Here is a 17,153-nt window from a genome sequence, read left to right on the forward strand (position 1 = left end):
TGATGTTTACGTTCGGGTCGGTCGCGTAACCGTTGCGAAACACGACACGCACGGCGCTCGAAATCCTCACTCGGGAGACTGGCTTCGCCCGGACAGCCCGCGACCCGAAACGCGGCGGCTTCGGCACCTCGAGTAACACGACACATGGATGAGGAATCTCATGGATAGCGGAAATTTCGCGTGGTCGATCACAGCAACCGCGTTGGTTCTGTTCATGACCCCGGGCGTCGCCTTCTTCTACGGCGGCCTGGTCAAGGCGAAGAGCGTCGTCAGCATGATGATGATGAGCTTCGGCGCACTGGGTCTGATCAGCGTGCTGTGGATCCTGTACGGGTTCAACATGAGCCTGGGCGGCGGCACGTTCGCCTTCTCGGGCAACCCGTTCGCCGACTTCGGCCTGGCCGGCGCTGACAGCGCCACGCTCGTGGGAGCCACCTTCGGCGCCACGTTCGCCATCATCACGGTGGCGCTCATCTCGGGCTCGATCGCCGACCGCGCCAAGTTCGGCGCGTGGATGATCTTCGCGGGCATCTGGGCGACCGTCGTCTACTTCCCCGTCGCGGCCTGGGTCTGGGGCGACGGCTGGATCTTCAACTGGGGCGACAACACCGGCCTGCCGGCGGTCATCGACTACGCCGGTGGAACCGCGGTGCACATCAACGCGGGTGCCGCGGCCCTCGCCCTCGCGCTCGTGCTCGGCAAGCGCATCGGCTTCCAGAAGGGCATCCAGAAGCCCCACAACGTGCCGCTGACGCTGCTGGGCGCCTCGATCCTGTGGTTCGGCTGGTTCGGCTTCAACGCCGGTGCCGAGGGCACCTTCGGGCTGCTGGGCCCCGAGAACACCGGCGCGGGCCTCATCGTCGTGAACACCCTGGGCGCGACCGCAGCGGCCATCCTCGGCTGGCTGATCGTCGAGAAGCTCAAGGACGGCAAGGCCACGTCGGTGGGCGCCGCCTCGGGTGCTGTCGCCGGCCTCGTCGCGATCACCCCGGCCTGCGCGAACCTCACGCCCGGCTGGGCCCTGCTCCTCGGTGTCATCGCCGGTGCCGTCTGCGCGCTCGCGATCGAGTTGAAGTGGAAGCTCGGCTACGACGACTCGCTCGACGTCGTGGGCATCCACATGGTCGGCGGCATCCTCGGCACGCTGTACCTCGGCTTCTTCGCCACCGGTACCGGCCTGTTCCTCGGCGGCGGCGCCGGCCAGCTGGTCTCGCAGACGGTGGCCGCCCTGGGCGTCCTGCTCTACTCGTTCATCGTCGCGTTCATCATCGGCTTCGTGATCGAGAAGACGCTCGGCTTCCGCATCAAGAACGAGGACGAGCTCGCCGGTGTCGACACCGTCGTGCACGGCGAAGAGGGCTACCTCCTCGACGAGCGCGTCTGATCTGCTCCACAGCACGGCGAGGGCGTCGCGGCGAAAGCCGCGGCGCCCTCGCCGCGTCCGCACGGTCGCTGCTCTCCCGTGGAGCTAGGGTGCAGGGGTGAGTGCGCGCACCGGCATCCTCGGCTTCCTGTCCAGGCTTCTGAAGCCCTCGTCATCCGCACGCTCGTCCGCACGCGTCGCCGCGCCCATCGACGGACGCGCCGGCGCGACGGCGACCGTGGAGATCCGCCCTCCCGCGGCCGACGCCCTGCGCATCACGTACGCGCCGGAGCGCGACGGCGACCCGGATGCGGGGGAGATCGTGTGGACCTGGGTGCCGTACGCCGAGAACGACGGGCGGGGCAAGGACCGTCCCGTGCTCGTGATCGGGCGGCAGGACGCGGACCGCGTCTACGCGGTGCGACTGACGAGCAGGTCGCACGAGGGCGACCGGGACTATCTGGCGATCGGTTCGGGTCCGTGGGACGGTCGCGGACGCGATTCGTGGGTCGACGTCGATCAGCTCTACTCCGTGCACCGGCGCGGGATGCGTCGCGAGGCGGCGGCGCTGGATCTCGACCGATTCGTGCGCGTCGCCGACGTGCTGCACCGCCGCTACGGATGGGCCGTGGGGGAGTAGGTCGAACGCGACGAAGGCCGCTGCTCCCGGGAGCAGCGGCCTTCGTCGCGTGGTGGGCGATACCAGACTCGAACTGATGACCTCTTCCGTGTGAAGGAAGCGCGCTACCAACTGCGCCAATCGCCCGTGTCCCCGAGGGGCACGAGTAACGATACTAGCCCATCCCGGCAGGTGTCGTTGACCACTCCCACCCACGCGAACGTGACACGCGCGAGGCGCGCTCGGTTTTGCGCTCGCACGCGAATCAGGTAATGTTCTTGGAGTCGCCGGAGAGATCCGGAGGACGGAATGCGGATGTAGCGCAGTTGGTAGCGCATCACCTTGCCAAGGTGAGGGTCGCGAGTTCGAGTCTCGTCATCCGCTCGAGTGCAGAGGTTTCCAGCCAGGAAGCCGGGCACGTGGGGTCAAACCACACGCGGTGGCGTGGCCGAGCGGCTAGGCACCGGCCTGCAAAGCCGTTTACACGGGTTCGAATCCCGTCGCCACCTCGCCTCTTCAACTGAATAGCCTTTTCAGGCGCGATTGGCGCAGCGGTAGCGCGCTTCCCTGACACGGAAGAGGTCACTGGTTCGATCCCAGTATCGCGCACGACAGAGCCCCCGGAGATCCGGGGGTTTTCTCGTCGGCCGGAGCGATCCGGCACGCGGATGTAGCGCAGTTGGTAGCGCATCACCTTGCCAAGGTGAGGGTCGCGAGTTCGAGTCTCGTCATCCGCTCCATGAACAAGCCGCCGGCCCCGGGCCGGCGGCTTTCGTCTTCCCCGGCATCCCCGCGTACACTGGGCGGCATGGAACCGCGCCGTCTGACCATCGCGACGATCGTCGCCGTCACGGGCACGCGAACGCTCCAGGCCTGAGCGGGCAGGACGCCGCAGCGTCCGAAGCTGAGCCGAACCCCGGCACCCTCGCGCACGCGCGCGGCGACGCGCCGGGTAGCCTTGATCCGAGCCACCCCAGGAGAGTTCCCTTGACTGACCTCGCCCTTCCGTCGGACGTGTCGTACCCCGCCGACGGCTTCGCCCTGTTCCCCGATCGCTCCGTCGTCGCGCTGCGCGTCAACGGCGAGCTGAAGGACCTCGCCACCACGGTGACCGCCGACGACATCGTCGAACCCGTCGTCGTCAGCAGCCCCGATGGCCTCGACATACTCCGCCACTCGACGGCGCACGTGCTCGCCCAGGCCGTCCAGCGCATCAAGCCGCAGGCGAACCTCGGCATCGGCCCTCCCATCCAGGACGGCTTCTACTACGACTTCGGCGTCGACGAGCCCTTCACCCCGGAGGACCTCAAGGCGATCAAGAAGGAGATGGAGCGCATCGTCCGCGAGGGCCAGCGCTTCGTGCGCCGCGTCGTGACCGATGACGAGGCCCGTGCGGAGCTCGTCGACGAGCCCTTCAAGCTCGAGCTCATCGGCCTCAAGGGCGGCGGCGCCGAGGCCGCAGAGGGTGCCTCCGTCGAGGTCGGCGCCGGCGAACTGACCATCTACGACAACGTCGCCCGCGACGGCGAGACGGTCTGGAAGGACCTCTGCCGCGGACCTCACGTGCCCGGCACCCGCATGGTCGGCAACGGGTGGGACCTCACCCGTGTCGCGGGCGCGTACTGGCGCGGCAGCGAGACGAACCCTCAGCTGCAGCGCATCTACGGCACCGCGTGGCCGACGAAGGACGAGCTGCGCGCGTATCAGCACCGTCTCGAGGAGGCGGCGCGACGCGATCACCGCAAGCTGGGCGTCGAGCTCGACCTCTTCTCGTTCCCCGACGAGATCGGTCCGGGCCTCGCGGTCTTCCACCCGAAGGGCGGCATCGTCCGCTACGAGATCGAGCGGTACATGCGCGAGCGTCTCCTCGCCAACGGCTACGAGGTCGTGAACACCCCGCACATCACCAAGGGCGACCTGTTCATGACCAGCGGCCACCTGCAGTGGTACGCCGACGGCATGTACCCGCCGATGCACCTGGACGAGTTGCACGACGACGAGGGAAACGTCACCCGAAAGGGCCAGGACTACTACCTCAAGCCCATGAACTGCCCGTTCCACAACCTCATCTTCCGGTCGCGGGGTCGCAGCTACCGCGAGCTGCCGCTGCGGCTGAGCGAGTTCGGGTCCGTATACCGCTACGAGAAGAGCGGCACGCTGTCGGGGCTCACCCGTGTGCGCGGCATGACCCAGGACGACACGCACATCTACGTGACCCCCGATCAGGTCAAGGACGAGCTCACCCACAGCCTCGAGTTCGTGCTCCAGACGCTGCGCGACTACGGGCTGAACGATTTCTACCTCGAGCTGTCGACCAAGGAGGAGGGCAACCCGAAGTTCATCGGCGACGACGCGCTGTGGGCGGACGCCACCGCGACCCTCCGCGAGGTCGCCGAGTCCTCCGGACTCGAGCTCGTGCCCGACCCCGGTGGGGCGGCCTTCTACGGGCCGAAGATCTCGGTGCAGGCGCGTGATGCGATCGGCCGCACCTGGCAGATGTCGACGATCCAGCTCGACTTCAACCAGCCTGAGCGCTTCGAGCTCGAGTACACCGGACCGGACGGCGCGAAGCACCGCCCGGTGATGATCCACCGTGCACTGTTCGGATCCATCGAGCGCTTCTTCGCGATCCTCGTCGAGCACTACGCCGGTGCATTCCCCGTGTGGCTGGCTCCCGTCCAGGTCGTCGGCATCCCCGTCGCCGAGGAGTACGCCGACTACCTGTCCGAGATCGTCGCGCGCCTGCGGGCCGCCGGCGTCCGCGCCGAGGTCGATCACTCCGACGACCGGATGCAGAAGAAGATCCGCACCCACACGACGCACAAGGTGCCGCTGCAGCTGATCGCCGGTGAGCAGGACCGCTCCGGGGGACCGTGTCGTTCCGCTTCCGGGACGGCTCGCAGACCAACGGGGTGCCGGTGGACGACGCCGTTGCGCTCATCCTCGCGTCGATCGAGGCGAAGCGCCTCGTCGACACTGCCGAGGATCTCGCGTGACCGACACGCCGGCGGGGGAGCGGGCGGAGGATGCCACCCGCCTCGCCGGCGTGCCGGACGGCTTCCAGCGCCTGTGGACGCCGCACCGCATGGCCTACATCGCCGCGGGCCCTGAGGTGCTTCGCAAGGCCTGCCCCTTCTGCGAGGCCCCGGAGAAGTCCGATGCGGACGGTCTCGTCGTCGCGCGCGGCCGCACCGCCTACGCGCTGCTCAACCTCTTCCCGTACAACTCCGGGCATCTTCTGATCTGCCCGTACCGCCATATCGCGACGTACGACGAGGCGACCGCCGAGGAGGTCGCCGAGATCGGCGAGATGACCCAGACGGCGATGCGGGTGCTGCGCGGCGTCTCCCGCTGCGACGGCTTCAACATCGGGATGAACCAGGGCAGCGTCGCCGGTGCCGGCGTCGACGAGCACCTTCACCAGCACGTCGTGCCGCGCTGGGCGTCGGACGCGAACTTCTTCCCGATCATCGCGCGGACCAAGGCCCTGCCGCAGCTGCTGGGGGAGGTCCGCGAGGCGGTCGCCGGGGCGTGGCCGGCCTGAGCCTGCCGACGCCCCCGCGGGTCAGCGCACGCGCTCGACCGCGAACTGCATGCGCGGATTCGCGTAGAACTCCTGCGCCTCGATGAGCTGAAGCTCACGTCGTCCGGATTCGTGGGTGAGCGCGAGCAGGTCGAAGACGCTCGAGGTCGTCCGCGCGAGGGCGTCGGCCGCATCGCCCGAGGCACGCAGATGAGCCGTGAACAGCGCGGCCGTGACATCGCCCGACCCGTTCGCCTTCATCGGGATGTGCGGGGTGCGCACGATCCAGGCGCCCTCGTCGGTGACGGCCATCATCTCGATGGTCCCCTCCGGACGCTCGGGGCGCTCGACGCTCGTCACGAGCACCGTGCGCGGGCCCATCTCGCGGGCGAGGTCCGCCGATGCCAGCGTGGATTCGAGGTCGGTGGGCTCTGTCTCGGTGAGGAATCCGAGCTCGAACTGGTTCGGCGTGATGATGTCGGCTGCCGGTACGACGCGGTCGCGCAGCAGCACGGGGATGGCCGGGGCGACGAAGCAGCCCGACTTCGCGTTGCCCATGACCGGATCGCAGGCGTACACGGCCGCGGGGTTGGCCTCCTTCACGCGGGCGACCGCGTCGAGGATCACGTCGGCGATGCCCTCTCCGCCCTGGTAGCCGGAGAGCACGACATCGGTCTCGCCGAACACGCCGCGCTCCTCGACGCCGGTGATCACCTCGCGCACGTCGTCGGGGGCGATGAGCGGTCCGCGCCAGGCACCGTAGCCGGTGTGATTGGAGAAGTTGACGGTGTACACCGGCATCACCTCCACGCCGATGCGCTGCAGCGGGAAGACGGCGGCCGAGTTGCCGACGTGCCCGTAGGCGACGGCGGACTGGATCGAGAGGATCTTCACCGATCGATCATCCCACCTCGGCGCGGGCGCGCTGCGCCGAGGCGGCGGCGATGGCCGCGGCGATGTCGTCCGCCAGCTGGAGCGCATCGCCGTCGCCGAGGTCGTGGATCGTGAGGCGCAGATGGTCGGGGCCGGCCCCGGGGCCGAGCAGGAACTCGTCGCCGCCGCGCGCGAGCCACCCGCGCCGCATCAGCTGCTCCGACACGTCGCGCGCCGGAACCGGCAGCGGCACCCAGAGGTTGAGCCCGTCGCCGACGGGGGTCGGGATGCCGCGCGCGGCGAGCAGACCGGCGAAGTGCTCGTTCCGTCGTGCGTAGTGGGCGCCCGCCTCACCGATTGCGCGACGGACGCCCGGGTCGCGCACCAGGGCGAGAACCAGTCGCTGGAGGAGGTGGCTCACCCAGGTGGTGCCGGGGGTCAGTCGCATGGCGAGGCGGTCGGCGGTGTGGGTGTCGGAGGCCACGACAGCCAGGCACATGTCGGGTCCGAGGAATTTCGACACGGAGCGGATGAGGGCCCACCGGCGCTGCCCGGGGCCGATCACGCTGTGGAAGGGCTGACGGGAGAGCATCGAAAAGTGGTCGTCCTCGATCACCAGCACGTACGGGTGATCGCTCAGAACCTCCTGCAGCTGCGCGGCGCGGGCCGCCGTGAGGCTCGCGCCGGTCGGATTGTGGGCGCGCGGGGTGCAGATGACCGCACGCACGCCCTGTTCGAGCGCCGCCCGCAGCCCCGCCACCGTCATCCCCTGGTCGTCGACGGCCACCGGGACGGGCCGGTACCCGCCGACGCGGATGGTGTGGATGCTGGTCAGGAAGCACGGGTCCTCCAGCGCGATCGCGTCATCACGGGTGAGTGCCTGCGCGAGCAGCCGATCGATCGCATCCGCCGCGCCGCTGGTGACCGTGATGTGCCCGCCATCGACGGCCGCGAGATCGCCCGCGATCCACTCGCGCGCCCAGGCCTCCAGCTCGGGGTCCACGACGGGCTCGCCGTAGAGCACGGGGCGGCCCGCGATCGCCCCCAGCGCGCGCGAGGGGTCGGGGATGAGCGAGGGATCGGGGTTGCCCGTCGCGACATCGCGCAGCACGCTGTCGGATGCGAAGCCCTCGAGGGCGACCGCGGATCGGGGTGCGACCCTCGTGCCGCCGCGCCCGCGCGCGACGAGCAGCCCGGCTTGCGTGAGCTGCCGATAGGCGGCGACCGCGGTGTTCCGGTTCACCCCGAGGCTCTCCGCGAGGGCGCGCACCGGGGGCAGCGGGTCTCCCGGGCGCAGCGCGCCGCGCTCGACCAGGGTCCTCAGGCTCTCGGCGATCTCCGCCGCCGTGCGTCCGTGGATCTCGAGGGTCATGTCACCATCCATCGCCGTTCCGAGTGTAGGGCGGATGCCATGCTATCTTTTGGCCTAGGCCAATGCCATCCATCGTTTGCTCGTCTTGCGCGTCGCCCGGCGCGATCCAGGAAGGAAGACCCGTGACCACTCCCGACACCGGAACCAGCCGCGTCAAGCGCGGCCTCGCCGAGATGCTGAAGGGCGGCGTCATCATGGATGTCGTCACCGCCGATCAGGCGAAGATCGCCGAAGACGCCGGGGCCGTCGCGGTGATGGCGCTCGAGCGCGTACCCGCCGACATCCGCGCGCAGGGGGGCGTCGCGCGCATGAGCGACCCCGACCTCATCGACGACATCATCGCGTCGGTCTCCATCCCCGTGATGGCCAAGGCGCGCATCGGGCACTTCGTCGAGGCGCAGGTGCTGCAGGAGCTCGGCGTCGACTACATCGACGAGTCCGAGGTGCTCTCGCCCGCCGACTACGTCAACCACATCGACAAGTGGAACTTCACCGTGCCCTTCGTGTGCGGAGCCACCAATCTCGGGGAGGCCCTGCGCCGGATCACCGAGGGAGCGGCCATGATCCGCTCCAAGGGCGAGGCCGGCACGGGTGACGTCTCGGAGGCCACGAAGCACATCCGCAAGATCCGCGGGGAGATCAACGCCCTGCGCTCGATGAGCCCCGACGAGCTCTACGTCGCCGCGAAGGAGCTGCAGGCCCCCTACGAGCTGGTCGCCGAGGTCGCCGCCACCGGCACCCTCCCGGTCGTGCTGTTCGTCGCGGGCGGCGTGGCCACACCCGCCGACGCCGCCATGATGATGCAGATGGGCGCCGACGGCGTGTTCGTCGGCTCGGGCATCTTCAAGTCGGGAAACCCCGCGCAGCGCGCCGCCGCGATCGTGAAGGCGACCACGTTCTTCGACGACCCGAAGGTGATCGCCGACGTCTCGCGGGGGCTCGGCGAGGCGATGGTGGGCATCAACGTCGCCGACCTCGCCGCCCCGCACCGCCTTGCCGAGCGCGGCTGGTAGCGCGCCCGTGTCGCGACCTCGCGTCGGAGTGCTCGCGCTGCAGGGCGATGTCCGCGAGCACGCGCGGGTGCTCGCGGACCTCGGCGCAGATGTCACCCTCGTCCGCCGCCCGGAGGAGCTCGCCGTCGTCGACGGCCTGGTGATCCCGGGCGGCGAGTCGAGCGTGATCGACAAGCTCTCACGCTCCTTCGGCATGCAGCAGCCGATCCGCGACGCCATTCAGGGAGGGATGCCGGTGTACGGCACGTGCGCCGGGCTGATCCTGCTGGCAGACCGGATCGTCGACGGGATCGCCGGCCAGGAGACGTTCGGGGGACTCGATGTGACAGTCCGCCGCAACGCCTTCGGGAGCCAGGCGGACTCGTTCGAGGTCGATCTCGCGGTCGATGCGTTCGACGGCCCCCCGGTTCATGCCGTCTTCATCCGTGCGCCGCTCGTGGAGACGGCCGGCCCCGGAGTGGAGCCGCTGGCCGCCCTGCCCGACGGGCGGATCGTGGCGGTGAGGGCCGGAGCGCTGCTCGGCACGGCGTTCCACCCCGAGGTATCGGGCGAGCACCGCTTCCATCGCCTGTTCCTGGACACGGTGGGCGCGGTGTGAGCAGGCCTCACGGCATGCCTAAGATTCCATAGATGATCAACGACTGGTGGCGCGAGCGCCCGGAAGAGCGCTACTGGATGATCGCACCCTCGCGCAGCGGTGTGGGCGAGGCGCTGTCGGCTCCCAAGGCCTCCGACGAGCGCCGCTTCGAGTGGTCGCACGAACTCGTCGGCTTCACCGAGCCCGGCGACACCCTGTTCGTCTGGGACCGCACGCTGCCCGTTCCGGGCATCGCCGCGTGGGGACGGGTGCTCGGTCCGCTCGGCGAGGAGTCGCGCACGCGGCGCGGGGAGGAGCTCGCGCACTGGCACATGCCCGTCAGCGACACCCTCCGTCTCGCCTCGCCCATCACGATCTCGAGCCTCCGGCGCATCGGCGGTGAGGTCGTCTCGGTGCGCGACGACCTCGAGGCGAACACGGACGGCCCGGTGTACTTCCCGTTCATCGGATCGGCCGACACGCTCGGTCCGGCTCCCGCCTACCTGACCAAGATGCCGCGCGACCTCGTCGCCCTGCTCTCCGCGCGCTTCGGATTCGCCTTCGCGCTGTAGAGGCGTCCGGCCGGCATGTATCACGGGGCGCCCGGCGAGCTCCTCTTCCCCGTGACCACGAACGACTCCGCCGCGAAGGCTCAGCCTGCTCCCGCCTGGGGATGCCGCACCGACGACATCCTCGTGGCCCACGCCGTCTTCCGACGGCTCTTCTCCCTGCTCCCACCCGCCGTGCGCGCCGCCGAAGACTTCGACCAGGCGCACGCTCGGCGCGTCTGCGCGCGCATCCGACTCGCCACCAGCGGCCTGCACCATCACCATCGCACCGAGGACACCATGCTGTGGGATCGGCTCGAGGACCGCGCGCCGACGTGCGCGCTGCACGTCGGCCTCATGCGCGCCCAGCACGATGACATCGCCGCCCAGCTCGAGGTCATCGACGGTCTCGCCGCCGCGTGGCGCCTCGACGGCGATCCTGACATCCGCGACCGGCTCGCCGAGCGCCTCGTCGATGTCGATCACGCACTGCGCACGCATCTGCGCGACGAAGAGGCGAAGGTGCTCCCGGTCGTGGCGGTCGTCATGTCGCAGCTCGAGTGGGACGACGTCGGCGCGCGGGCGCGGCGCGGCACCGCGCCGCAGACGGCCTTCGCGATGCTCGGGCTGATGCTCGCGGAGGCCGATCCCGCGCAGCGCGCCGAGTTCGAAGCCCACATCCCGCGCATCGCACGCGTGCTCTACTCGCTGTTCGGGCATGTCCAGTACGACCGCCTCCTCGCCGACCTCGCCCCCGCGCCGGCGTCGCCCGGCACCGGCTTCGGCGCGGCGCCGTCGACCGGCGCCCGCGTTCCGCGCGCGGCCTGAGCGGCCGGCATCCACACATCGACTCGGCGCGACCGAGCCCGCCCGTAGACTGGAGCGCATGTCCGGACACTCCAAATGGGCGACGACGAAGCACAAGAAGGCGGTCATCGACGCGCGCCGTGCCAAGTCGTGGGCCAAGCTCATCAAGAACATCGAAGTGGCTGCCAAACTCGGCGGCCCCGATCTTCAGGGCAACCCGACGCTGTTCGACGCCGTGCTCAAGGCGAAGAAGACGTCGGTCCCCAAAGACAACATCGACCGCGCGATCAAGCGCGGCGCGGGGATCGGCGGCGAGTCCGTCGAGTACGCGTCGATCATGTACGAGGGCTACGGCCCGAACGGCGTGGCGCTCATGATCGAGTGCCTGACCGACAACAAGAACCGCGCCGCCGCCGAGGTGCGCACCGCCCTCACCCGCAACGGGGGCACCCTCGCCGACCCCGGCAGCGTCGCCTACAACTTCTCTCGCAAGGGCGTGATCGTCGTCTCCGGCGACGGGACCAGCGAAGACGACGTGATGCTCGCGGTGCTCGAAGCCGGCGCCGAGGAGGTCGAGCCCCACGCGCAGGGATTCGAGGTGATCACCGAGGCCTCCGACGTCGTCACCGTGCGCACCGCCCTCCAGGACGCGGGCATCGAGTACGAGTCCGCCGACGTGGAGTTCGTGCCCAACCTCAAGGTCGAGATCGACGCCGACACGGCGCGCAAGATCTTCCGCCTCATCGACGCGCTCGAAGACAGCGACGACGTCCAGAACGTATACAGCAACTTCGACCTGACCGCCGACGTCCAGGCCGAGCTCGAGAACGACGACTGACCGGCTCGGCCGGCCCGCCGACGGCGGCCCGCGCGCCTCGGGCGCGCGCGGCCGCCGTTCGCCTACCGTGGGGGAGTGTCAACCACCGTGCGCAATCGGCTCCGGGTGCTCGGCATCGATCCGGGGCTCACGCGCTGCGGGGTCGGCGTGGTCGATGTCGCGGACGACCGGACGGCGCGCCTCGTGCACGTCGGGGTGATCCGATCGGCCGCGGACGCGCCGATCGAGGATCGCCTCGCCACCATCGCACGCGGCCTCCGCGCGGTGATCGCCGAGCACACCCCCGACGTCGTCGCCGTCGAGCGGGTCTTCGCCCAGAACAACCGTCACAGCGTGATGGGCACCGCCCAGGCAAGCGGCGTGGCGCTGCTGGTCGCCCGCGAGCACGGGCTCGCCGCCGCCACGCACACGCCCAGCGAGGTGAAGGCGGCCGTCACCGGCTATGGGTCCGCCGACAAGCTCCAGGTGCAGACGATGGTGGCCCGGATCCTCCGACTCGACGAACTGCCCACTCCCGCCGACGCCGCCGACGCGCTCGCCCTCGCCCTCTGCCACGCGTGGCGCGGCGCGCCGGCGGGCTCCGCGCGCGGCGCCGCCGTGCTGACGCCGGCGCAGCGGGCCTGGGCCGAGGCGGAGCGCCGCGGCCGTCGATGAGGGGGATGCCGCGACCGAGCGTGTCGCTCGAACAAAACTCCGAATCGCTTCGTAGGATCGACGCATGATCTCGTCAGTCCGGGGCGCGTGCCTCCACATCGATTCCGACCACCTGGTGGTCGAGGTCGGCGGTGTCGGCCTCTCGGTCGCGGTGACCGCCCAGCAGGCGCGCTCGTGCCACGTCGGCGATATCGTGATGCTGCACACGGCGCTGATCGTGCGGGAAGACGCGCTCTCGCTGTTCGGCTTCGCGACCCGCGACGAGCTCGCCGTCTTCCAGCTGCTGCTCGGAGTCACCGGGGTCGGGCCGAAGTCCGCGCTCGGCGTGCTGTCGGCCCTCACCGTCGGCCAGATCGCCGACGCGGTGGGCGCCGACGACGACGCTCCGTTCCGACGCGTATCCGGGATCGGGCCGAAGACCGCGAAGCTGATCGTCGTGCAGCTGGCGGGCAAGCTGGCCTCCGTGACGCCCGCATCTCCGCCCCGCGTGGGCGCGAGCGCCGATCTGTCGAGCCAGGTCGTCGCGGCGCTGGTCGGCCTCGGCTGGTCGGAGCGGATCGCGACCGACGCCCTGGCCACCGTCCTCGAAGATGCGGGCGACACCGAGCGCGCCTCGGTGCCCGCACTCCTCAGACTGACGCTCGGCGCGCTCGGTCCGGCGCGCAAGGAGACGGCCGTTGGCTGAGGACGTGCGGGATTCGACCGAGCCGGTCGACGAGGCGGAGCTCGCCATCGAAGGCGCGCTGCGCCCCACCTCGCTCGGCGACTTCGTCGGGCAGCAGAAGGTGCGCGGCCAGCTGCAGCTGCTGCTGGATGCCGCCCGCATCCAGCAGCGCCCCGCCGACCACATCCTGCTCTCGGGCCCGCCGGGTCTGGGCAAGACGACTCTGGCGATGATCGTCGCCCACGAGAGCGGCCGACCGCTTCGCATGTCGAGTGGTCCGGCCATCCAGCACGCGGGCGACCTGGCGGCGCTCCTGTCGAGTCTCACGCCCGGCGAAGTGCTGTTCATCGACGAGGTCCACCGCATGGCGCGCGCGGCCGAGGAGATGCTGTACCTGGCCATGGAGGACTTCCGGATCGACATCATGGTCGGCAAGGGCGCCGGGGCCACCAGCATCCCGCTGGATCTCGCACCGTTCACGCTGGTGGGCGCGACGACGCGCTCGGGCCTGCTGCCCAACCCCCTGCGCGACCGTTTCGGCTTCACCGCCCACCTCGAGTACTACGAGCCCGCGGAGCTCGAGCGGGTGATCGGCCGCTCGGCCGCGATGCTCGGCGTCGAACTGACGCCCAGTCCGCGGGCGGAGATCGCGCGGCGATCGCGCGGCACTCCGCGCATCGCCAACCGGCTGCTGCGCCGCGTGCGCGACTACGTGCTGGTCCACGGGCGCGGGCAGCTGGCCGACGCCGCGATCGTCGACGCCGCCCTCGATCTGTACGACGTCGATCCGATCGGGCTCGACCGCCTCGACCGGGCGGTGCTCGATGCCCTGATCCGGCGCTTCCGCGGAGGTCCGGTCGGGCTCAACACCCTCGCGGTGACGGTGGGCGAGGAGGCGGAGACGATCGAGTCGGTCGTCGAGCCCTACCTGGTGCGCATCGGATTCATGGGGCGGACCCCGCGCGGGCGCGTGGCGACTCCCGAGGCGTACCGCCACCTGGGCGTGCCGACCGCGGAATCGGTGCTCGGACTCGATGACCTATAATCACTGGAGGCTTTCGCCCACCCCCCACTTCAAAGGCAGCGCCGCCACGGTGCGCGCCTGACCCGAAAGGTCCCACCGCAGCCATGCCGATCGACTTCCTGCTCCCGGCCCTCCTCGTCGTCCTCCTGATCTTCATGTTCTGGAGTTCGCGCCGCCGCATGCAGAAGCAGAAGCTCGAGCAGGAGCAGAAGGCCCGCGAGACCGTTCCCGGTGCGGAGGTCCTGCTGCAGGGCGGCCTGTACGGCACGATCGTGGCCTTCGACCCCGACAACCTCGACCAGCCCGCCCTCGTGGAGATCGCCCCGGGCGTGGAGATCAAGGTGCACAGCCAGGCGATCCTCCGCGTCGTGACCGCGACCGAGGACGACGAGCTCGAGGCCGATGAGGAGCACGACGACGCGGACGACGCGACGGTCGACGAGGTCGAGCAGACGCCGGCCGTCGACGCCGAGCCCGACGCCGACGGCACCACCGCCCCCAAGGCCTGACCCGCTCTCGCGGGTCCGTGAGAAAGCTGATCTCGTGGCGACATCCACACCTGTCCGGCACGCCTGGCGCGCCCTGACCGGACTGCTCACCATCACCGCCGTCCTCTTCGGCATCAACGCGCTCGGCGTGTACGTCTTCCAGCAGAGCTCCTGGACGCCGGAGCTCGCGCTCGATCTCCAGGGCGGCACGCAGATCATCCTCGAGGCCCAGACCGCCGATGGCGCGAACCCTTCGGCCGAGCAGATGGACCAGGCGGTCACCATCATCCGCCAGCGCGTCGACGCCTCGGGCGTCGGCGAAGCCGATGTCACCACCGAGGGCGGCAAGAACATCGTCGTCCAGATCCCGGGCCAGGCCGACGAGGAGACGCGCCAGCGCATCGAGGCCTCCGCGCAGCTCCAGCTGCGCGCGGTTCTGGTGGCAGGCGCCCCCGCGAACACCTTCGTGGGCGAGGACGGGAACGCCACGCCGTACCCCAGCCCCGATCCGACCCTGGTCGCCACCCCGACCGTGGAGCCGACGGACGGAAGCGACCTGAACTGGGTCACGCCGGCGCTCGAGGCGGAGTTCCTCGCGTACGACTGCAACGACCCGGCGAACGACCCGGCCAGCGCGCCCGCCGACGAGCCGCTGATCACGTGCGACATCGACGGCACCGGCAAGTACATCCTCGGCCCGGTGGAGCTCGACGGCTCCTCGATCACCGACGCGACGTTCGGCCTTCAGCAGACCAACGGCCTGTGGGCGGTCAACCTCACCTTCGACGGCGAGGGCACCACCACCTTCGGCGAGATCAGCCAGCGTCTGTTCGGGGCGCAGGATCCGCTGAACCGCTTCGCGTTCGTGCTCGACGGCTCGGTGCTGTCGGCACCCTCGATGAACGGCGTGATCCTCGACGGCAAGCCGAGCATCACCGGCAGCTTCACGCAGGAGACCGCCAAGGTGCTCGCCGACCAGCTCAAGTACGGCGCACTGCCGTTGAGCTTCGAGGTGGTCAGCTCCGACACGATCTCGGCGACCCTCGGCTCGCAGCAGCTGCAGATCGGCCTCATCGCCGGTCTGATCGGTCTCGCCCTGGTCGCCGTCTACTCGCTGATCGTCTATCGGGCCCTCGGCTTCGTCATCATCGCCTCTCTCGTGGTGATGGGCGTTCTCACGTATGTGACGCTGTGCATCCTGGCGTGGCGCATGGGCTTCCGCCTGTCGCTGGCCGGCGTCGCGGGTCTGATCGTGTCGATCGGCTTCACCGCCGACTCGTTCATCGTCTACTTCGAACGCATCCGCGACGAGCTGCGCGACGGCAAGTCGATCACGGGAGCCGTCGAGGACGGCTGGGCGCGCGCCAAGCGGACGATCTACATCTCGAAGTCGATCAACATCCTCGCCGCCGTCGTGCTCTACATCCTCGCCGACGCGACCGTGAAGGGCTTCGCCTTCACGCTGGGTCTGACCACGGCCATCGACGTGCTGATCTTCATCCTGTTCACCCACCCGGTGATGCAGCTCCTGGCCCGCACGCGGTTCTTCGGCTCCGGCCACCCCCTGTCGGGCATGGATCCCGAGGCCCTCGGAGCGGTCTACCGGGGACGCGCGCAGTTCCGCGCCCCGGCAGCCGCCACAGCCACCACCCAGGCGGGCAAGCGCGCGGCGCGATCGCGCAACGAAGCGGTGCGCCGACAGACGATCGCCGAGCGCAAGCAGGCCGAGCTGGCGAGCTCGGACAGCGCACGAACGACCACCGCCACGAAGGAGGGAGACCGCTGATGCGCTCCATGAGTCAGCTGGGCAACGACCTCTACACGGGCAAGACCTCCTTCCCGTTCGTCGGCCGCCGCCGCCTGTGGTTCATCATCGCCGCCGCGCTGGTGATCGCCTCGGCCCTCGTGCCGCTGGTGCGCCCCGTCCAGTTCTCGATCGAGTTCACGGGCGGTTCGCAGTTCACCGTGTCGGGCCTGTCCAGCCCCGACCAGTCCCTTGCGACCGACGCCGTGCAGACGGTCGTGCCGGGCGCCGCCACCAAGGTGACCACCGTCGGCGACACCGCCGTGCGCGTGCAGACCGACCAGCTCACCGACGCCGACACCCGGGCGGTCGCCACGGCCCTCGCCGACGCCTACGCGGTGCCCGAGTCCGAGGTCACGACCTCCTTCATCGGGCCCAGCTGGGGCGCCGACGTGACGCGGCAGTCGCTGTGGGGACTCGCGATCTTCCTCGCCCTGACCTTCATCATCCTGTCGCTGTACTTCCGCACCTGGAAGATGTCGGCCGCCGCCATCATCGGCCTCATCGACGTGCTGGTCATCACCGTGGGCGTCTACGCCCTCTGCGGGTTCCCGATCTCGCCGGCCGCCGTCATCGGATTCCTCACGATCCTCGCGTACTCGCTCTACGACACCACCGTCGTGTTCGACAAGATCCGCGAGAACACCAGTGAAGACGGCGAGGTCTCCGGCCGCACGTTCGGCGAGTCGGTCAACCTGGCCGTCAACCAGACGCTGGTGCGATCCATCAACACGTCGGTCGTCGCCGTGCTGCCTGTGGGCGCGATCCTGTTCATCGGCTCCTTCTGGCTCGGTGCCCAGACGCTCACCGACATCTCGCTGTCGATCTTCGTCGGCATCATCGTCGCCGCCTACTCGACGCTGTTCGTCGCGGCGCCGCTGTACTCGCTTTTCCGCGAGAACGAGCCCGGCATCAAGGCGCGCGACCAGCGCGTGAGCGCGGCCCGCGAACTGGCCGGGACGCCCTCCTGACTCCGACCATCCCCT

General features: G+C 69.8%; 16 protein-coding genes, 5 tRNA genes and 1 pseudogene. 19 read left to right on the forward strand and 3 right to left on the reverse strand.

Translation table 11 applies throughout. From position 1 onward, the window contains the following. The first annotated feature begins 160 nt into the window (after positions 1-160). Both HQM25_RS08855 and HQM25_RS08860 read left to right on the forward strand, forming a co-directional pair. Positions 161-1,384, forward strand: coding sequence for an ammonium transporter (locus tag HQM25_RS08855; RefSeq protein WP_172989902.1), 1,224 nt, complete (start codon positions 161-163; stop codon positions 1,382-1,384). A gap of 139 nt (positions 1,385-1,523) precedes the next feature. After that, positions 1,524-2,003 (forward strand): type II toxin-antitoxin system PemK/MazF family toxin, encoded by a 480-nt coding sequence (locus tag HQM25_RS08860; protein WP_438803631.1) that lies wholly within the window; start codon positions 1,524-1,526, stop codon positions 2,001-2,003. 50 nt (positions 2,004-2,053) lie between these two features. Here HQM25_RS08860 and HQM25_RS08865 read toward each other — a convergent pair. Then, positions 2,054-2,129: transfer RNA gene (locus tag HQM25_RS08865), tRNA-Val, on the reverse strand. A gap of 164 nt (positions 2,130-2,293) precedes the next feature. Between HQM25_RS08865 and HQM25_RS08870 the strand changes: the two genes are divergently transcribed. The 6 genes and pseudogenes from HQM25_RS08870 (at position 2,294) to HQM25_RS08895 (ending at position 5,526) form a co-directional block, all read left to right on the forward strand. Beyond that, positions 2,294-2,366 (forward strand) — tRNA-Gly (locus HQM25_RS08870). A gap of 54 nt (positions 2,367-2,420) precedes the next feature. Continuing rightward, positions 2,421-2,491, forward strand: a tRNA-Cys gene (locus HQM25_RS08875). 28 nt (positions 2,492-2,519) lie between these two features. After that, a tRNA-Val gene (locus HQM25_RS08880) sits at positions 2,520-2,591 on the forward strand. 55 nt (positions 2,592-2,646) lie between these two features. After that, positions 2,647-2,722 (forward strand) — tRNA-Gly (locus HQM25_RS08885). Positions 2,723-2,969: 247 nt separating this feature from the next. Next, positions 2,970-4,978: pseudogene (gene thrS / locus HQM25_RS08890) on the forward strand (threonine--tRNA ligase). Beyond that, complete coding sequence (locus HQM25_RS08895; protein ID WP_172989904.1) at positions 4,975-5,526, forward strand: HIT family protein; 552 nt, start codon at positions 4,975-4,977, stop codon at positions 5,524-5,526. Before thrS ends, HQM25_RS08895 begins: the two are co-directional and overlap by 4 nt. 21 nt (positions 5,527-5,547) lie before the next feature. Here the strand turns inward: HQM25_RS08895 and pdxY are convergent, their stop codons facing one another. Both pdxY and HQM25_RS08905 read right to left on the reverse strand, forming a co-directional pair. Beyond that, entirely contained in the window at positions 5,548-6,399 is an 852-nt protein-coding gene (gene pdxY, locus HQM25_RS08900; RefSeq protein ID WP_172989905.1) for a pyridoxal kinase PdxY, read from the reverse strand. 7 nt (positions 6,400-6,406) lie between these two features. After that, positions 6,407-7,750: an aminotransferase class I/II-fold pyridoxal phosphate-dependent enzyme gene (locus HQM25_RS08905; RefSeq protein ID WP_172989906.1), complete on the reverse strand. Its 1,344-nt coding sequence runs from the start codon at positions 7,748-7,750 to the stop codon at positions 6,407-6,409. Positions 7,751-7,812: 62 nt separating this feature from the next. On the opposite strand from HQM25_RS08905, the gene pdxS reads away from it, so the two are divergent. The 11 genes from pdxS to secF all read left to right on the forward strand — a co-directional run bounded on the left by pdxS (position 7,813) and on the right by secF (position 17,138). Further along, positions 7,813-8,763, forward strand: coding sequence for a pyridoxal 5'-phosphate synthase lyase subunit PdxS (pdxS, locus tag HQM25_RS08910; protein ID WP_438803594.1), 951 nt, complete (start codon positions 7,813-7,815; stop codon positions 8,761-8,763). Between the two features lie 7 nt (positions 8,764-8,770). After that, the gene (gene pdxT, locus HQM25_RS08915; protein WP_172989908.1) at positions 8,771-9,361 is read left to right on the forward strand and encodes a pyridoxal 5'-phosphate synthase glutaminase subunit PdxT; all 591 of its coding nucleotides are present in this window, start codon (positions 8,771-8,773) and stop codon (positions 9,359-9,361) included. Positions 9,362-9,393: 32 nt separating this feature from the next. Beyond that, on the forward strand, positions 9,394-9,912 hold the full coding sequence (locus HQM25_RS08920; protein ID WP_172989909.1) for a hypothetical protein: 519 nt from the start codon (positions 9,394-9,396) through the stop codon (positions 9,910-9,912). Positions 9,913-9,963: 51 nt separating this feature from the next. Next, a complete protein-coding gene (locus HQM25_RS08925) occupies positions 9,964-10,716 on the forward strand; it encodes a hemerythrin domain-containing protein (RefSeq protein WP_172989910.1) in 753 nt (250 codons plus the stop codon). Positions 10,717-10,774: 58 nt separating this feature from the next. Beyond that, positions 10,775-11,533: a YebC/PmpR family DNA-binding transcriptional regulator gene (locus tag HQM25_RS08930; RefSeq protein WP_172989911.1), complete on the forward strand. Its 759-nt coding sequence runs from the start codon at positions 10,775-10,777 to the stop codon at positions 11,531-11,533. Between the two features lie 75 nt (positions 11,534-11,608). After that, complete coding sequence (gene ruvC, locus HQM25_RS08935) at positions 11,609-12,187, forward strand: crossover junction endodeoxyribonuclease RuvC (RefSeq protein WP_438803595.1); 579 nt, start codon at positions 11,609-11,611, stop codon at positions 12,185-12,187. A gap of 64 nt (positions 12,188-12,251) precedes the next feature. After that, positions 12,252-12,872 carry a Holliday junction branch migration protein RuvA gene (ruvA, locus tag HQM25_RS08940; protein ID WP_172989912.1) on the forward strand — a complete coding sequence of 207 codons (621 nt, stop codon included), beginning with the start codon at positions 12,252-12,254 and terminating at the stop codon, positions 12,870-12,872. Beyond that, positions 12,865-13,896, forward strand: a complete 1,032-nt coding sequence (ruvB, locus tag HQM25_RS08945) for a Holliday junction branch migration DNA helicase RuvB (protein ID WP_172989913.1) — start codon at positions 12,865-12,867, stop codon at positions 13,894-13,896. The genes ruvA and ruvB overlap by 8 nt, the downstream gene beginning before the upstream one ends. A gap of 83 nt (positions 13,897-13,979) precedes the next feature. Further along, entirely contained in the window at positions 13,980-14,384 is a 405-nt protein-coding gene (locus tag HQM25_RS08950) for a preprotein translocase subunit YajC (RefSeq protein WP_172989914.1), read from the forward strand. Positions 14,385-14,418: 34 nt separating this feature from the next. Next, positions 14,419-16,149, forward strand: coding sequence for a protein translocase subunit SecD (secD, locus tag HQM25_RS08955; protein WP_172989915.1), 1,731 nt, complete (start codon positions 14,419-14,421; stop codon positions 16,147-16,149). Next, entirely contained in the window at positions 16,149-17,138 is a 990-nt protein-coding gene (gene secF, locus HQM25_RS08960; protein ID WP_172989916.1) for a protein translocase subunit SecF, read from the forward strand. Before secD ends, secF begins: the two co-directional genes overlap by 1 nt. Positions 17,139-17,153 lie beyond the last annotated feature (15 nt).

The sequence above is a fragment of the Microbacterium hominis genome (genome assembly GCF_013282805.1).
Taxonomy (GTDB): Bacteria; Actinomycetota; Actinomycetes; order Actinomycetales; family Microbacteriaceae; genus Microbacterium; species Microbacterium hominis_B.

Bases quoted from the DNA above. Each gene is read 5' to 3' on its own strand.
- HQM25_RS08855 (WP_172989902.1), top strand. From the start codon at position 161: ATGGATAGCGGAAATTTCGCGTGGTCGATCACAGCAACCGCGTTGGTT.
- HQM25_RS08905 (WP_172989906.1), bottom strand. From the start codon at position 7,750: ATGACCCTCGAGATCCACGGACGCACGGCGGCGGAGATCGCCGAGAGC.
- pdxS (WP_438803594.1), top strand. From the start codon at position 7,813: ATGCCATCCATCGTTTGCTCGTCTTGCGCGTCGCCCGGCGCGATCCAG.
- HQM25_RS08920 (WP_172989909.1), top strand. From the start codon at position 9,394: ATGATCAACGACTGGTGGCGCGAGCGCCCGGAAGAGCGCTACTGGATG.
- HQM25_RS08930 (WP_172989911.1), top strand. From the start codon at position 10,775: ATGTCCGGACACTCCAAATGGGCGACGACGAAGCACAAGAAGGCGGTC.
- ruvA (WP_172989912.1), top strand. From the start codon at position 12,252: ATGATCTCGTCAGTCCGGGGCGCGTGCCTCCACATCGATTCCGACCAC.
- HQM25_RS08950 (WP_172989914.1), top strand. From the start codon at position 13,980: ATGCCGATCGACTTCCTGCTCCCGGCCCTCCTCGTCGTCCTCCTGATC.
- secF (WP_172989916.1), top strand. From the start codon at position 16,149: ATGCGCTCCATGAGTCAGCTGGGCAACGACCTCTACACGGGCAAGACC.